Source organism: Plantactinospora sp. BC1 (assembly GCF_003030345.1).
In the GTDB taxonomy this organism is placed as follows: Bacteria; Actinomycetota; Actinomycetes; order Mycobacteriales; family Micromonosporaceae; genus Plantactinospora.
Genome location: NZ_CP028158.1, coordinates 5026580 through 5042287, shown reverse-complemented (window position 1 = coordinate 5042287; position 15708 = coordinate 5026580). Strand labels below are relative to the sequence as shown.

Annotated in this window: 14 protein-coding genes; 4 read left to right on the top strand and 10 right to left on the bottom strand. The window is 72.8% G+C overall.

Going from position 1 to position 15708, the window contains the following annotated elements; genetic code table 11:
• Position 1: 1 nt before the first annotated feature.
• The gene (gene prfH / locus C6361_RS22040) at positions 2-640 is read right to left on the bottom strand and encodes a peptide chain release factor H (protein ID WP_107268861.1); all 639 of its coding nucleotides are present in this window, start codon (positions 638-640) and stop codon (positions 2-4) included.
• On the bottom strand, positions 637-1836 hold the full coding sequence (locus tag C6361_RS22035; RefSeq protein ID WP_107268860.1) for an RNA ligase RtcB family protein: 1200 nt from the start codon (positions 1834-1836) through the stop codon (positions 637-639). Before C6361_RS22035 ends, prfH begins: the two co-directional genes overlap by 4 nt.
• 312 nt (positions 1837-2148) lie before the next feature.
• On the opposite strand from C6361_RS22035, the gene C6361_RS22030 reads away from it, so the two are divergent.
• The gene (locus C6361_RS22030) at positions 2149-3285 is read left to right on the top strand and encodes a phosphatidylserine/phosphatidylglycerophosphate/cardiolipin synthase family protein (protein ID WP_107268859.1); all 1137 of its coding nucleotides are present in this window, start codon (positions 2149-2151) and stop codon (positions 3283-3285) included.
• A gap of 20 nt (positions 3286-3305) precedes the next feature.
• Here the strand turns inward: C6361_RS22030 and C6361_RS22025 are convergent, their stop codons facing one another.
• The 5 genes from C6361_RS22025 to C6361_RS22005 all read right to left on the bottom strand — a co-directional run bounded on the left by C6361_RS22025 (position 3306) and on the right by C6361_RS22005 (position 8593).
• Complete coding sequence (locus tag C6361_RS22025) at positions 3306-4424, bottom strand: Gfo/Idh/MocA family protein (protein WP_107258916.1); 1119 nt, start codon at positions 4422-4424, stop codon at positions 3306-3308.
• Positions 4394-5104 carry a ThuA domain-containing protein gene (locus C6361_RS22020; RefSeq protein ID WP_107271102.1) on the bottom strand — a complete coding sequence of 237 codons (711 nt, stop codon included), beginning with the start codon at positions 5102-5104 and terminating at the stop codon, positions 4394-4396. The genes C6361_RS22025 and C6361_RS22020 overlap by 31 nt, the downstream gene beginning before the upstream one ends.
• Before the next feature lie 168 nt (positions 5105-5272).
• Positions 5273-5815, bottom strand: coding sequence for a helix-hairpin-helix domain-containing protein (locus tag C6361_RS22015; protein WP_107268858.1), 543 nt, complete (start codon positions 5813-5815; stop codon positions 5273-5275).
• An 85-nt stretch (positions 5816-5900) separates the two neighbouring features.
• Complete coding sequence (locus C6361_RS22010) at positions 5901-6914, bottom strand: B12-binding domain-containing protein (protein ID WP_107268857.1); 1014 nt, start codon at positions 6912-6914, stop codon at positions 5901-5903.
• The gene (locus C6361_RS22005) at positions 6911-8593 is read right to left on the bottom strand and encodes a PP2C family protein-serine/threonine phosphatase (protein WP_107268856.1); all 1683 of its coding nucleotides are present in this window, start codon (positions 8591-8593) and stop codon (positions 6911-6913) included. Before C6361_RS22005 ends, C6361_RS22010 begins: the two co-directional genes overlap by 4 nt.
• A gap of 150 nt (positions 8594-8743) precedes the next feature.
• Between C6361_RS22005 and C6361_RS22000 the strand changes: the two genes are divergently transcribed.
• The 3 genes from C6361_RS22000 to C6361_RS21990 all read left to right on the top strand — a co-directional run bounded on the left by C6361_RS22000 (position 8744) and on the right by C6361_RS21990 (position 12464).
• Entirely contained in the window at positions 8744-9136 is a 393-nt protein-coding gene (locus C6361_RS22000; RefSeq protein ID WP_159079423.1) for an STAS domain-containing protein, read from the top strand.
• Positions 9137-9303: 167 nt separating this feature from the next.
• Positions 9304-10023: a fibronectin type III domain-containing protein gene (locus C6361_RS21995; protein WP_159079422.1), complete on the top strand. Its 720-nt coding sequence runs from the start codon at positions 9304-9306 to the stop codon at positions 10021-10023.
• 332 nt (positions 10024-10355) lie between these two features.
• Positions 10356-12464 carry a cellulase family glycosylhydrolase gene (locus tag C6361_RS21990; protein WP_369930299.1) on the top strand — a complete coding sequence of 703 codons (2109 nt, stop codon included), beginning with the start codon at positions 10356-10358 and terminating at the stop codon, positions 12462-12464.
• A gap of 53 nt (positions 12465-12517) precedes the next feature.
• Here the strand turns inward: C6361_RS21990 and C6361_RS21985 are convergent, their stop codons facing one another.
• From C6361_RS21985 to C6361_RS21975, 3 genes are all read right to left on the bottom strand, one after another.
• Positions 12518-13741, bottom strand: a complete 1224-nt coding sequence (locus C6361_RS21985) for a hypothetical protein (protein WP_159079421.1) — start codon at positions 13739-13741, stop codon at positions 12518-12520.
• Positions 13742-13914: 173 nt separating this feature from the next.
• Complete coding sequence (locus C6361_RS21980; RefSeq protein ID WP_107271100.1) at positions 13915-14976, bottom strand: hypothetical protein; 1062 nt, start codon at positions 14974-14976, stop codon at positions 13915-13917.
• 61 nt (positions 14977-15037) lie between these two features.
• Complete coding sequence (locus C6361_RS21975) at positions 15038-15670, bottom strand: hypothetical protein (RefSeq protein ID WP_107268853.1); 633 nt, start codon at positions 15668-15670, stop codon at positions 15038-15040.
• Between the last annotated feature and the right edge of the window lie 38 nt (positions 15671-15708).

The window sequence follows — 15708 nt, the reverse complement described above, 5'->3', positions numbered from 1 at the left end:
CTCACGGCCCCCGGGGGTCCGGTCGTTCGACCCGGACCGGGTCGCCGCGCACGAGGTCGTCGTGGATGCGCCAGCGGGCGGTGGCGACGGCCCGGCCCGCCGCCCGGTCGCCGTCCGCGATGCGCCGCCGGATCAGCTCCAGGGCGATGCGGCGGTTCTGGCTGAACTGCCGCTCGGTGTCGACCACCACCACGATCCCGGAGGGACGGTGGGTGGCCCGCACGGCGGTGCTGGCCTTGTTCCGGTGCTGTCCGCCCGGGCCGCCGGTGCGGCAGCCGACGATCTCGACGTCCGCCTCGGCGAACGACGTCTGCGGGGCGTCGAGCTGGCAGGGGCCGGCGACGACGTACCAGTTCTTCCGGCCGGCGCGCGCCCGGTAGGGGCTCGGCGCCTGCCAGCAGAGGGTGCCGGTCCACGAGGCCGCGAACTCCTCGGCGCCCGCTCCGGAGATCCGCACCAGGACCGACCGGTAGGTGCCGGGCCGGTCGCCGGGAACGGTCTCGGCCCGGGACGTGCTCAGGCCCCGCCGCAGGGCCTTCGCCTCCAGCCGGCGTACGAGCTGGGCGACGGCCCAGGCGCACTCCTGCGGGCCGCGCCCGGCCGAGATCAGCAGATGTTGCGGGGCCGGCGCCGCGGTCACGACCGGCCCCGGCCGCGGCGGTGCTCCGACCGGTCCCGTCGCCCGGCCGGCCGGGTGTTGCCACCCCGGTCGATCGTCTTGTACGTGACCAGCGGCACCGTCGTCGCCGCCGGGGTGGCGAGGCCGTGCTCGACCAGGTCCGCGATCACCTGCTCGATCCGCTTGTACGCCGTCGGCGCCTCCTCGAAGAGCAGTTGCCGGTCGCCGCAGACCACCAGTGATCCCACCGGGGTACGCCGGAGTTCCTCGACGGTGTGCTTGACCCGGCCCCGGCGCATCGCGTCGGCCCGGGACATCTTCCGGCCGGCGCCGTGCGCCACCGAGAAGTTGGCGTGCGCCCCCGCATGGGCGGCGACCAGATAGGAGCAGGTGCCCCGGGTACCGGCGATCAGCACGTCCCGGCCGTCGCCCGGTGCGGCTCCCTTGCGGTGCAGGTACGTCCCGTCGCGGACCTCGACCAGGTTGTGGCACTCGTCCACGATCGGCTCGGTCGGCTCGGCGCCGAGGGCGTGCAGGACCCGGGCGGCGAGCAGCCGGCGGTTGACCGAGCCCCAGCGTACGGCGGCGTCGTGCAGTGCGAGGTAGCCGGCCGGATCGGCGGCGGGGCCCGCGCCGTGCCGCTCGGTGTGTGCCCGCAGGATGCGCTCGCCCAGCCCCCGGGAACCGCTGTGCACGATGAGCACGAGGTCGTCGACGGCGAGCCCGAGCCGGGCCACGTGACCCGGGTCGAGGACGGTCTGGATCCGCGCCAGTTCCACGAAGTGGTTGCCCCGGCCCACCGTACCCAGGCCCTCCAGGTGACCGGCCGGGATCTCGGCGTCCACGGCGGCCCAGGCCGGGTCGTCGGCGTCCCGCTCCGGGTCCAGGGCGACGTCGAGGTCGGGGAACCGGCGGGCGATCTGCTCGGGTACGACCCGCTTCAGGTCGACCGGGAAGACGGCGATGCCGCAGCCGATGTCGGAGCCGACCAGGAACGGGTACAGCACGGTCGAGGTCATGGCGGCGCCGATCGGGGCACCCTTGCCGGGGTGCAGGTCGGGCATGCCGGCGACGGAGAGCATGCCGTCGAGGGCGGCCACCTGGTGGCACTGGTCGACGGCGTCGGACTCGATCCAACTGCGGGCCGAGGCGAAGACGGTGACGGTGGCGGACCCGGCGCCCGGAGCGGACTCCGGCCGGGACTTCTGCAGCGACAAGGACGCTCTCTTCCAAAGAAGGGTGGGGACGGACGGCGCTACGGCGCACCCCGGGCGCGCGCGACGGCGCGGCACGGGGCTTCGGCTCACCTGGGTAGGGCCCGTCAGAACGTCATGCCCCCACCCTGGTCGGACCCGGCCGGTCGAGCAACCGGTTTTCGGCGCCCGGCGCCCGGAGCCGGGGCGGTCCCGGGCTCCGGTTCCGACCGCTCCGTCCGGTGCGCCGATCGCCGTCGACCCCCCGCGTGGCGGACCGGCCTGGCATGATCGTCGATTGTTCACGTCGGTGTGACGGGCTGTCCGGAGGCGAGCATGTCCCTACGTCGTACGGTCGCAGCGCTGGTGGCGGCCGCCCTGGTGGTCGCCGGGACGGTGCTGCCGTCCACCCCGGCGGTGGGCGCCGTGGCCAGCGGCGCGATCTTCAACAACCCGACCGCGACCGCCGAGCAGTACCGGATCGTCGACCACATCCGAGGGCTGGTGCAGGGCGCCCCGGCGGGTTCGACCATCTCCATCGCGATGTACCACTGGACCTCCACCTCGGTCGCCGACGACATCGTGGCGGCCCACAACCGCGGGGTGAACGTACGGCTCGTCCTGGACTACCTGTCGGAGCAGTACCCGGCGGTGGACACCATGCGGGCGACGCTGGGCAGCAACCGGGCCAACCGGTCGTGGCTGGTCTTCTGCACCCAGGGCGCGGCGTGCATCGGCAACTCCGGCTCGCCGATCATGCACAACAAGTTCTTCCTCTTCTCCAGCACCTCCGGCTCGAACAACGTACTGGTGCAGAGTTCGGCGAACCTGACGGTCAGCAACGCCACGGCGTACTGGAACAACGCCGTGACCCTGGTCGGAAACGCCGGCCTCTACGACGCCTACCTCGACTACTTCGGCGACCTGGCGGCGAAGGCCAAGAACAGCGACTACTACCGCACGGTCGGCAGCGGCAACGCCAAGGCGTACTTCTTCCCTCGGGCGGGGTCGGACCGGACCACCGACACCATCTACAACATGCTCAACGAGAACGTGACCTGCGAGGGCAACACCACGGTCGGTACCGAGACCGGTCGGACGATCATCCGGATCGGGATGTGGTATTTCAGCCGGAACGGCATCGCCGAGGAACTCCGCTCGCTGGCCGACCGGAAGTGCTGGATCGAGGTCGTCTACACCAGCATGGACGCCGACGTGCTCCGCATCCTGAGCGGCCACTCCCGGATCGTCCTCTACCGGATCAGTGGCGACTACATCGTGCACTCCAAGTACATGCTGATCGAGGGCACCTATGCCGGTACCCGGAACAGCAAGTGGGTGATGACCGGCAGCCACAACTACACGAACGCGGCGCTGCGGGAGAACGACGAGGCGCTGCTCCGGATCGAGTCCGCGACGATCCACGACCAGTACCGGTCGAACTTCTGGGCCCTGCGCGCGGCGGCCTCCTGACCTTACCGACGCGGCAGGGCTCAGCTTGTGGCCGCCGGGCCTCCCCGCCACTCCTCGGCCGGGGTGTGCGGGACCGGCACCGGCCGCTCCGCCACGGTCGTCAGCTCGATCCGCCGGCCCTCGGCGGCCGACCGGAGCAGCGCGGTCATCGTCTCCAGCACATGCAGGGCGAACCCGCCGCCGGCCCGGGGCGGTCGTCGGCCGTCCGCCCGGACCAGGTCGATCAGGCCCAGCCCCCGGGAGCCGTGGGCGTAGCCCGCCCGTGGTTCCAGCGCCCGCCAGCCGGTACCGCCGAGCGGGAAGAGCCGGACCTCGCCGTCGAAGCGGTTCGGGTCGGGTACGGCGAGGCTGCCCGTCTCGCCGTGCACCTCGATCGGTGCGGCCGTCGTCGCCACGCCGTCGAAGCTCGTCGTGATGGTGGAGAGGGCACCGTCGGCGTGTTCGAGCACCCCGGTCACGTGACTGTCCACCTCGACCGGGACCCGCTCTCCGGTACGCGGGCCGGAACCGATCACCCGCTCGGTACGCAGCCGGCTGCCGGCACCGACCACCGCGCGTACCGGCCCGAGCAGGTGAACCAGGGCCGAGATGTAGTACGGCCCCATGTCCAGCAGCGGGCCGCCGCCCGGGGCGTAGTAGAAGTCGGGGTGGGGGTGCCACCGCTCGTGCCCGGGGGTGACCATCACGGCCGAGGCGGAGAAGGGGCGCCCGATGAGGCCGCCGTCGATGGCCGCCCGGGCGGTCTGGGTACCCGTGCCGAGGACGGTGTCCGGGGCGCAGCCCAGCCGGACACCGGCCGACGTGGCCCGCTCGACGATCGCGCGGCCGTCCGGGAACGTGACGGCGAGCGGCTTCTCGACGTAGACGTTCTTGCCCGCGTCGATCGCGGCGAGCGAGAGTTCGGCGTGCGCGGCCGGGATCGTCAGGTTGAGCACGGTCCGCACGTCGGGGTGGTCGAGCAGGCGCTCGACGCCGCACGCCTCGGTGCCGGGCAGGTCGGCGGCGACCGCCGCCGACCGGGCGGCGTCGAGGTCCGCCACCGCCGCGATGCGCAACTCGGCGTGGTCCGCCAGCGTCTCCAGGTACGCCCGGGAGATGACCCCGAGACCTACGATGCCGACGCCGTGCGGGTCGCCCACACCATCCCCCTCTCGATGACGGTACGCACGCTCGGGTGCTCCAGCACGTCGAGGCTGTGTCCCGGGGTGGTCACGACGATCCGCCCGGCACCCCACTGCCGGGTCCAGATCGCCGGCGAGGTGACCGGCCGGTGCCACGGGTGCCACTGCCGCGTCGGGTGCGTCGTGGTGGCCAGCACGTCGATCAGGTCGTCGTGCAGCACCCAGTACTGCTCGGTGACCAGGTCGAAGTCCTCGATCCCCGCGGTGATCGGATGCTCCCGGCCCAGCTCGGTGATGTTCACCGTGTGCGGCAGGAAGTTGTCCTGCTCGCCGCCGTGCCGCTCGCACGGCTCCTTGCCCGGATGGGTGGCGAACTGACCGCCCACCAGGTGCAGATAGTCGGAGGAGGCCCGGAACGAGTCCGCGATACCGCCGTGCCAGCCGGTGAAGCCGGTGCCGGCGACGACGGCGGCGGAGAGGCCCGCCAACTGCTCCGGGGTGATCTGCGACATCGTCACGCACTGCACGACGAGGTCGGTGTCGGCCAGTTCGGCGGCGTCGGCGTAGACCTCCGTCGACTCCTCGACCCGTACGGCGTAGTCGTTACGTTCGAGGAACGGAATGAACAACTCGGTCGCCCTGACCGGCTGGTGTCCCTCCCATCCGCCGCGAACCACCAGTGCCCTGCGCTGCGCCACGCTCACTCCCTCTTCCGCCCGTCGTCCGGGCAGGCTCGCGCCGCCGGCGCGGCGGTGTGCCGCCGACGCCCAGGCTTGTCGATCACTGAAACCGTAGCCGCCCAGCCTGCGGCGGTCACGGTGATCTACGCCCTTTGTCGACGTCCCGCTGTCGGGGTTCGCGGTGGGTCAGGTCCTGCCGGAGCGTCCGGAGCCGGCCAGCGCCTCGCCGAGGATCCGCACCGCCTTCGGTCCGATCCCGTGCATCGCCAGCAGTTCGGCCTCGGTCAGTCGGGCGACCTGGTCGAGGGTGCGGATGCCGGCGTCGAGCAGTGCCTGGGTGGCCGGTCGTCCGATGCCCCTCGGCAGGTCACCGACCTCACCCGGGACGGCGATCTGCGCGGCGGCCGCCCGTGCGGCGAGCCGCTTCGGTGCCCGGGCGAGCCAGGCCCGGCGTACCCAGTGGTTGAGCTGCTGACCGTCGACGTCCCGCAGCGGCAGGCGTACGCCGACCTGCGTCCCGCCACGGGTCAGCCGGGTACCGGTCGGATGGGCCGCGAGGAGTTCGTCCACCTCCGGACCGGGCAGGTGGAGCCGGACGTGGTCGTCGCCGTCCGTCGAGGCGAACCACCTGTCGTGCACGGTGAACTCGACCGTGCCGGCCCGGGTGCCCCGCTCGACGGTTTCGGGCAGCGAGAGCGCCGTCCTGCGAAGCTGCGCCATGGTCGTCATCGGTTCACCCTCGCACGCCGACCGGTCCGGTGGCCCGCCGGCCCGGGACGCCCGACTCCCGGCGTCGACCGGCTGCCCGCCCGGGTCAGGAGCCGCCCGGGGTCAGCCGGGTGGAACGCAGGAAGTGCAGGGCGCGCGGGAAGTCGCGCAGCCGCTCCGCCATCAGGTCGAAGGCGTTGTCCACGGTACGCAGCGGCACCTTCCGACTGGCGAGCACCTCACCGAGCCAGACGGCGAAGTCGGCGAAGAGGGTGCCGTCGTCCACGTAGACCGCGGCGGCGAGCGTGTCGACGATGTGACCGAGATCGGCGACGGTGGCGTCGAGCTGCGCCGGGGTGTACCGCGCGACGTCGGGGATCCGGGCCACGCAGAGGTCGATCAGCTCGACCCGGGCGGCGACCAGGCCGGCGTACTCTGCGTCGTCCACGTCGACGGCGGCGGACGTGTGCCAGGCCGGCAGGGACATCCCGGTCAACGCCGTGGAGGCGGCCCGGGCGTCCGGGACCCACGGTACGCCGAGCCGCGCCGCCCACCGGCCGTCCGGCCCGAACCCCCGGCCGCCGACCAGCACCGGCACGTCGCTACGCCGGCACGCCTCGACGAACCGGGCCGCGTGCGGCAGCCGCATCGGCAGCGAGCAGCCGAGCGCCACCGCCCGGGGATCGTGTCGGTGCAGGTAGGAGACGAGATGGGCGGCCGGCACGCTCGCGCCGAGGAAGGTCACGTCCCAGCCGTCCAGCCGGAGCACCTCGGCGACGAGCCGGGCCGGCAGCGCGTGCCACTCGCCGTCCATGCAGGCGACCACCACCCGGTCCCGGTACGGCCGTGGGCGTACGGCGGAGGCGACCGCCGCGACCACCCGCTCGCTGACGTGGGTCGCGGCGTGTTCCTGGGCCACGCTCCACTCGTTGCGCTGCCACCACTCGCCGACCTGCGCCTGCGCCGGTGCGACCAGGGAAAGGAGTACGTCCTCCGGGGCGACGCCGCGCTCCAGCAGCTCCAGCGCCAGGTCGATCGCCCCGCTCTCGTCGGCCTCGTCCAGCCGGCGCAGATAGTCGGGATAGGCCTCCTGCACCGCCCCGCTCAGCACGGCGGTCACGAGACCACCCGCAGGTGCCGCGCCGCCGCGCCGGGCGGTACGGCCCGGATCGCGAAGACGGCGATGTCGTCGTGGTCGCGCCCGCCGAGCCAGTCGCCGCAGACCTGCTCGACCCGCTCGGCCAGCGCGGGCGCCGGCATGCGGGCACAGCCTTGCAGCGCCTCGACCAGTCGGGTGGTGCCGAACTGCTCGCCGCGGATCCCGCCGCGCGCCTCGGTCACCCCGTCGCTGAACAACAGGCACGTCTCGCCCTGGCCGAGTTGCACGGTGACCGAGGCGATCCGGGGGTCGGGCACCACTCCGACGAGCATGCCGCGCAGCTCGACCGACTCGACCCCGCCGTCGGCGCGCAGCACCAGCGGCGGCAGGTGCCCGCCGCTGGCCAGCGTCAGCGACAGCCCGCCGGACGGTGCCGGATGCGCCCGGCCGAGCACCATGGTGGCGAAGCGGCCGTGCCCGTGCGCCCGGGTGGTCTCCAGCAGCGAGCCGTTGAGCAGCGAGATCAGCCGAGCGGGATCGGACTCGATGCGGCGCAGCGCCTGGATGCCCTGGCGGATCTGGCCGGTGAACACCGCCGCGTCGACCCCCTTGCCGGAGACGTCACCCAGGAAGAAGAGCGTGCTGCCGTCGGGCTGCGCGTGCGCGCCGTAGAAGTCTCCGCCGATCCGCAGCGAACTCTGCGCGGGCCGGTAGGCGGCGCCCCACTGCACGCCCGGGACGGGCGGCGGGTCCGTCGGCGCGAGGCTGGCCTGGAGGGTGTCGGCGACCTCGGCCTGGTCGCGGTAGAGCACCGCCGCGTCGAGCGCCCCACCGGCCCGCGCCGCGTAGCCGCGCAGCAGCTCCAGGTCGTCCCCGTCGAGTTCGCCGCCCTCGCGTACCACCAGCAGTGCGCCGGTCGGTGCGGCCCGGCCCGGCAGCGGGACCACCCGTACCGAGACCGAGGCGGCGTCGCGGCCGTCGAGCCAGCCGACGTCGGCGCACTGGTCGGCCAGCCAGTCGACCTCGGACGGCTCGCCGCCCTGCCACGCCTCGACCACCGCCGGCGGTACCTGGTCGGCGGTCAGCAGGCCGCCGTCGACCACGTGCCGTTCGCCGTCGTCCAGCGACGCCCGCCACCACCGGACCCGGCCGCGACGCGGCATCAGCACGATCACGGCGACGTCGCCGAGCCTGGGTACGGCGAGCCGGGCGGCGGCCCGGGCCGTCCGGTCCTCGTGCAGCGGGTTGCCCAGCAGTTGGCTCGCGGTCTCCAGGAACCGCGCCCGCCCCCGTTCGGCGAGCAGCGCGTCGGAGCGGGCGATCGCGTCGGTCACGTCCTCGACGTACCAGACGGTGCTGGCCACGCCGCCGATGCTCAGGTTCACCTGGCGGCACCGCACCCGGCGGTCGGCCAGGGTCAGTTCGCCCGGGACGAGCGCAGGCACGCCGGAGCCGGCGAGGGTCCGGCCGACGGCAAGCCCGGGCAGCAGGTGACCGGCGGGCTGGCTGAACCCGAGGACGGTTCCGGAGGAGTCGCACACCACCACACCCTCGCGGAAGTTGTCGACGACCTCGTCACCAAGTGTTGATGGGCTGATCACGGAAGGTGTCGACGACTCGACCGCACTCGCGCCGTTCGACGCCGCCCTGGGAACCGGGCGACGGCCCGACTCCCAGCCGGCGAGATTGGCGGTGTTCACGCGAGTCGTACTCCTGTCCTCATGCCTGCGCCCCACCCTACGCGGTTACTTGTCACCCGGCATGTATCGGCGACGGCGGCCCTGACCTCGGCGATCGCCGCCGTCGTCCCGTCGGGCAGCACGGGTGCCGGTGCCCTAGAGTTGAACGGCGTGGAAGAGCTCGGAGGTGACCGGTTGGATCAGGCGATACCGACACCGATACCGCTGACCATCGACGTCCGCCAGGGCGAGCACACCGTCGTCACGGTCAGCGGCGACCTCGACTTCCCCTGCGCCGAGCTGCTGCGGACGGCACTGGCCTCCGCGCTGGACTCCGCGCCGCGGGCGCTGACCGTCGACCTCGAACGGCTGACCTTCGTCGACAGCACCGGCCTGGCCGTCCTGGTTTACGCCTGGAGTCGCGGCCGCGAGTCGGGCATTCCGGTCACGGTACGCCCGATCCCGCCGTTCCTCTCGGCGACCCTGGAGATCACCGGCCTCACCGAGCTGCTGGACCGCGCGACGGAAAGCCCGGGGCCCTCGGCGGAGGCGGCCACCGCCTGAGCACCGCCCGCCGGTCGACACCGCCGCGCGACGCCCCCCGATGTCGGCTACCGGGCCGGTTCGCCCGCAGACGGCCGCCCGGACCAGATACGCCGGATTCGGCAGGTACGGCGGGAGCGGCGCCGGACGATTGCCCAGACACATCGAAGGTGATTAATCTGATCACCATGACGGTCCCGACGCGCCACCGGGCAATGACGGCGGCCCTTTCCGCGGCCCTGATCCTCGGCGGCGCGACGGCAGTGCCGCTGCCCGTCGCCGCCCAGTCGGGCGGGTCGGCCGTGGCGGGCACCCCGGGGCAGGGCAGCGGGCCGGACGTCAGCCCGCCGCTCGTCCCGGCCAACCCCCGGACGCTGTTCGAGGGCTACACCCTGACGCTGCTCTGGGACGCCTCCTCCGACGACCGGGGCGTCACCGGCTACGAGCTCTTCTCCAACGGCAGAAGGTTCGCCACCACCACCGGGACCAGCCTCAGCATGCCGGTCCCGCCGCCGATGCTCTTCACCTTCGGCATCCGGGCGCTCGACGCCGCCGGCAACTCGTCGCCGTTCGCCATCATCAAGCTGGGCTCGCTGCCGGACAGCGTTCCCCCGGATGCCCCGGCCAACCTGCGGCTCACCGGCCCGCGCGACGGCTACTACCGGCTCAGCTGGGACCCCTCCCGGGACAACGCCTTCATCGCGGGTTACCAGGTGCGGCAGACCGGCACCGCCACCGCGACCACCCTGGTCGGCGACACCTTCGCCTACGGCGTCTCGCGCGGGTTCGGCGAGTACCTGTTCGAGGTGCGGGCCTTCGACAGCTCGGGCAACTACTCCGCCCCGGCGCGGATCGGGATCGCCGTCGACCCACCGCCGCCGACCCCGCCGACGACTCCGGCGCCGTAACCCGCCGGCATCCGCGACCGGTCGACGCTGCCGCCGGGTCCACCTGCCGCCGGTGGGCCGGCGATCCGCGGCCGGAGTCGGGAGCGGGCGCCGGAGGCCCGCGGTCTTCCCGGTTGCCCGGCAGCGGCCGCGTCGCCCAGTTGGCGACGCCGACGCCCCGCGAGCGGGAGGCGCCGACGCACCTGGGCCGGGTGATCGAGGCATAGCCGGACGCCGATTGACAAAGTTTGGTAACCAAACTTAATCTCGGCTCTCCGGGGGCACCGCGACGCCCTCCCCTGCGGCGTGCCCCATCACCTTCCGGCGCCGGAACCCAGGCAAGGAGTCCCATTGTGAGTCTGCAGAGCACGGTGCGAAGAGCCCGATGGCGGGTCGGTCTGGTCGCGGCGAGCGCCGCCGTACTGCTGGTCTCGGGGGTGACGGTGGCGGTCAGCGCCCAGGCGGCCGCGGGCTGCCGGGTGGCGTACTCGACCTCGGCGCAGTGGTCGGGCGGCTTCACCGCCAACGTCGGCATCACCAACCTCGGTGACCCGGTCAGCGGTTGGAGCCTGGTCTGGACGTTCCCGTCCGGTCAGCGGGTCACCCAGGCGTGGAACGCGAACGTCACCTCCTCGGGCAGCCAGGTGACCGCGACCAACGTCAGCCACAACGGCGCGATCGCGACCAACGCGACGGTGTCGTTCGGCTTCAACGGCTCCTGGACCGGTACGAACACCGTGCCGACGTCGTTCGCGCTCAACGGTGTCGCCTGCACCGGCGAGGTCGGCGGGCCGACGGGCCAGCCGAGCACCCGGCCGCCGACCAGCGCGCCGCCGACGACCCGGCCGCCGACCACCCCGCCCCCGGCCGGCAACGCGATGGCGGCGGTCGCCGCGATGCAGCCGGGCTGGAACCTCGGCAACTCGTTCGACGCGGTCGGCGCCGACGAGACCGCCTGGGGCAACCCCCGGGTGACGGAGGCGCTGCTGGACAACATCCGGGCGCAGGGGTTCAACAGCATCCGGATCCCGGTCACCTGGAGCAACCACCACGGCGCGGCGCCGAGTTACACGATCGACGCGGCCTGGCTCAACCGGGTACGCGAGGTGGTCAACTGGGCGCTCGCCGACGGCTTCTACGTGATGATCAACATCCACCACGACTCGTGGCAGTGGATCAACACGATGCCGACCGACCGTACGAACGTCCTCAACCGCTACAACGCGCTCTGGACCCAGATCGCCGCCGCGTTCCGGGACGCCTCACCCCGGCTGACCTTCGAGAGCGTCAACGAGCCGCAGTTCACCGGCAGCTCCGGCGACGCCCAGAACGCGACCCTGCTGCACGAGCTGAACACGTCGTTCCACCGCATCGTCCGGCAGTCCGGCGGCGGCAACGCCACCCGGCTGCTGGTGCTGCCCACCCTGCACACCTCGGCCGACCAGCCCCGGGTCGACGAGCTGGTCAGCACCTTCAACACGCTGAACGACCCCAACCTGATCGCCACCGTCCACTTCTACGGGTACTGGCCGTTCAGCGTGAACGTCGCCGGTGGCACCCGCTTCGACGCCACCGTGCAGCAGGACCTGACCGGCGTCTTCGACCGCGTCTACAACGCCTTCGTCGCCCGCAACATCCCGGTCATCATCGGCGAGTACGGGCTGCTCGGCTTCGACCGGCACACCGGCACGGTCGAGCAGGGCGAGAAACTGAAGTTCTTCGAGTACCTCGGCTACTACGCCCGCAACCGCCGGATCACCACCCAGCTGTGGGACAACGGGCAGCACTTCGGCCGTACCTCGTTCCAGTGGAGCGACCCGGAACTCTTCGCGCAGATCAGGTCGAGCTGGACCACCCGTTCCGGCACCGCGTCCAGCGACCAGGTGTACGTGCCGAGGACCGGCGCGATCACCAGCAAGAGCCTGACGCTGAACCTGAACGGCACCACCTTCGCCGGCCTGCGCCAGGGCAACACCGACCTGGTCAACGGCACCGACTACACGGTCTCCGGCAACACCCTCACGCTCACCGCCGCCGCCGTCACCCGGCTGGTCGGCTCCCGGGCGTACGGCGTCAACGCGAACATCCAGGCGCGGTTCTCCCAGGGCGTGCCCTGGCGGATCAGCATCATCACGTACGACCCGCCGGTGCTGACGAACGCGACCGGACCGGCCGCCTCGTTCGCGATACCCACCCAGTTCCGGGGTGACCAACTCGCCACCATGGAGGCGAAGTACGCCGACGGCAGCAACGCGGGCCCGCACAACTGGACCTCGTTCAAGGAGTTCGACGTCGCCTTCGCCCCGAACTACAGCGCGAACTCCATCACGCTGAAGCCGGAGTTCTTCGCCGAGGTGAACGACGGGCAGCGGGTCACCCTCACCTTCCACTTCTGGAGCGGCACCACCGTCACCTACTACGTCACCGAGTCCGGCGGGAACGTCACCGGTACGACGTCGTGAACCACGCCGGGGTGCCGGGGCTCCGGCCCCGGCACCCCGGTTCGCACTGCCCCCTACCGCATCACCCGCACACCGAGGGCCTCGTCGAAGAGATCGGCGACGCTGAAGGCGGAGACCGTCGCCCGGTTCACCTGGGCGTTGCCCACGTGCGTGCCGTACGCCACGGTGCCGACGAACCAGGGGCCGCCGCTGTCACCGACCTGGGTGATGTTGTCCCGTACCGCCACCTGCCGGTGCGAGGTGCCCCGCTGATCGGTGATCGAGACGTCCAGGTCGGCGATGAACGAACAGCGGCGCAGGCCGGTGCTCTGGCCGAAGACGCACGCCTGGTCCCCGATCATCATGTCGGCCAGGGCCCGGACGCCGGTCACGTTCCGAATCTCGGTCGAGCCGGCGACGAAGTCGTCGGTCACGGGTACCCCGGAGGTCGTCGACCATTCGACGTCGCCGAAGTCTCCGAGATGCTCGTCGAAGAGATCGAGCGGGTGGCGGGCACCGTTGTGCGCGGCCTGGCTGTTGTTGCAGTGCGCGGCGGTCGTCACGCCGACGAATCCGCCGGGACTCACCGAGAATCCGGTGGTGCAGAGCAGTCCCGCACCGGGCCGGGTGGTGGGCATCCCGCCGAACAGGCTGGTGTGCCGGATGTTGGCCGGGCCCTCGACGACGTCGAGGTCGAGCCCGGGCCGCAGTGCCGCAGGCAGCGCCGTGGCGACCGTGGCGGCCCGCAGCCCGTTGCCCGGCTCGGCGGTGACCGTCGCCCGCACCTGCCCGGCGGTGATGTCGGCGGCCGTGGTGATCGAGGTGTACCCCATCGCCTTGAGGTGCCGGTGCACCGCCCTGGACCGGTCGGCCAACTCCCCGGCCGAGTACGGCTGGCCGTCCACGATCCGGATCGGGACTCCGGAGGCGGCCACCATCGTACGGACGAACTCCGGCGCCGCGCCCTTGACCAGGAACGTGGGCGCCTCCCCCGGGGTCTCGGAGAGGACCGCACCGACGTACGTGTCGGGCAGCCGCGCCGCGAGCGCCCGGTGCAGTGGGCGTACCCGCTCGGCCAGCTCGTGCCGGGCGCGCGCCTGGGCCAGCGTCCAGCCCTGTTCCTTCGCCAGCGTCGCCAGGTCGGCCGCCAGCGCCTGGGCCTCGGTCTGCCGGGTCGGCCCGACCGGCTCCACCGAAGCGGTGCCGGGCAGGGCGAAGGCCGGCACCGGTTGCCCGGACGTCGAGACCAACCCGAGCACCACCGCGGCGACCACTGCCATCCCGGCTCTCGATGTCATCGTCGGATCCTCCCTGACTGGGTGCGGCACATGCGGCAACCTCGATCGGTCACGGTAGGGCCGCGGACCACCCGCCGAGGGGTCCGGCTGGACAGCGTTGGACAGGGTTGGACACGCTCACCGGTGCCGATGCCGGACTCCGGGCTCGCCGGCGGGCGTGCAGGCGGCGGCGGTCAGCCGGCGGCCGAGGCACCCTTTCCGGTCGCCGCGCCGGAGCCGCCGACCAGGGCGGATGCCCGGCCCTCCGCCCGGGCCCGGTCGAGCAGCTCCGCCAGCCGCCGCCGACGCCGCCGGAGCAGGGTCCGGAAGGCGAGGAGCACGGCCGCGAGGAGGGCGGCGAGGGCCAGTTGCGGCCAGGGCAGGGCCCAGGCCGTCACGGTAGCCGAGCCGGGCCGGATCTCGGCACCGGCCGGGTCGCCGCCGAGCACGGCCGGGGTCAGCCGGACGCTCGTGCGCAGTGGTCCGAGCGCCCAGACTCCGCCGACCCGGACCTCGACCTCCCGGCCGCCGCCGGGCAGCAGCTCGCCGGCATCGGCCCGGGCAGCCCGCTCGCCCAGGCCGAACAGTCCGGCGGTGGCCACCGTGCCGGTGCCGGTCACCGCGACGTTGCCGTCGTTCGTGCCGGTGTACCTGACCCGGACGGTCCCGGCCGCGAAGGGATTCCAGGAGTACCGGTAGCCGACGGTGAGGCCGTCGACCGCCAGGCTCGCCGCGACCGTGCCGCTGACCCGGGTCATCACCCGGAACCCGACCCGGCTCTCCACCGCCACCGTGCCCCCGGCGCTGGTGACCGTCGCCGCGATCCCGGCCGGATGGTCGCCGGGCGTGGCGTCGCGCGGCACGGTGACGGTGAACGGCACCACCTTCGTCGCCCCGGCCCCGACCCTCACCTGCGGCTGTACGCCGATCCAGGTGCCGCCGTCCACCGACGGGCGGTCGGAGGGGAGCATGTTGAAGCGCCCCCGGTCGGTGAGGTAGCCGTCGGCCGCCTTCAGCGAGAAGACCACGGCGGCGTCGCTGAAGTTCCGTACCGCCAGGTGCTCGGTCAGCACCTCGCCGGGGTCGAGCGTGTGCTCGATCCACCGCCGGCCGTCCGGACCGTGCCGGTCGGCGGGCTGCACCGCCCAGGTGAGCGCCGGCCCGCCCGGCTCCGCCCCGGCGGCGGCCGGGGCGAACGGCACGGTGCCGAGCAGCACGGCCAGTACGGCGAGCAGCCGAGGCAACGCACGGACCATCACGGGATCCTCCACCGCGGGGATGTGGTGGGAGCCGCCGGGACGCGGCCCCCACCGCGCCTCACTCGAACAGGGACAGCGTCAACGTCGAGGCGTACTCGCCGGCCGCGACATCCACCGGGGTACGCAGGTAGAGGTCGGCGTCGACCGAGTACGAGTCACCGGCGACCGCACCGGAGTCGAAGGTGGAGACCAGCAGCTCCTGGTCGACCAGGCCGACGTTGTTGCCCGGCTGGGTCGGCTCGTCGAGGACGGTCACCACCTCCTCGCCCTCGCTCACCTGGCCGGTGTCGCCGCCGTCGAGCAGCCGCGGCTTCCAGCCGAGGTGGTCGGCGCCGATCGGTGCCTGGCCGGCGCTGCCGACGAAGTCGGTGGCGCTGCCGAGTACCGCCCAGGCGGCGCCCTCGGGCACCTCCGCCGGGGTACGGGTGTCGGAGACCGTCACCGTCGGCAGGGTACCGACGAACTGCCGGACCAGCAGGGTCGAGCCGTCCTCGGCGAGCGCGACCGAGTCGGCGGCGATCGACAGGGCGAGTACCCCCGGTTCCTCGATCGGCTCGATTTCGACCGTCACCTCGACGTCGGCGCTGTCGCCCGGCTCGGCCGCCGCCGGTGCCGGCAACGCCATGGTGCCGGCCAATACCACACTGGCCGCGCCGGCCGCGACCAGCCGACCGCGATTCGATGTCCTCATTCGATTCTCCGTTGTCTTCGTGGTTGGTGGGGATGGCG

Bases quoted from the DNA above. Each gene is read 5' to 3' on its own strand.
- C6361_RS22030 (WP_107268859.1), top strand. From the start codon at position 2,149: ATGTCCCTACGTCGTACGGTCGCAGCGCTGGTGGCGGCCGCCCTGGTG.
- C6361_RS22015 (WP_107268858.1), bottom strand. From the start codon at position 5,815: ATGACGACCATGGCGCAGCTTCGCAGGACGGCGCTCTCGCTGCCCGAA.
- C6361_RS21995 (WP_159079422.1), top strand. From the start codon at position 9,304: ATGACGGTCCCGACGCGCCACCGGGCAATGACGGCGGCCCTTTCCGCG.
- C6361_RS21985 (WP_159079421.1), bottom strand. From the start codon at position 13,741: ATGACATCGAGAGCCGGGATGGCAGTGGTCGCCGCGGTGGTGCTCGGG.
- C6361_RS21980 (WP_107271100.1), bottom strand. From the start codon at position 14,976: ATGGTCCGTGCGTTGCCTCGGCTGCTCGCCGTACTGGCCGTGCTGCTC.
- C6361_RS21975 (WP_107268853.1), bottom strand. From the start codon at position 15,670: ATGAGGACATCGAATCGCGGTCGGCTGGTCGCGGCCGGCGCGGCCAGT.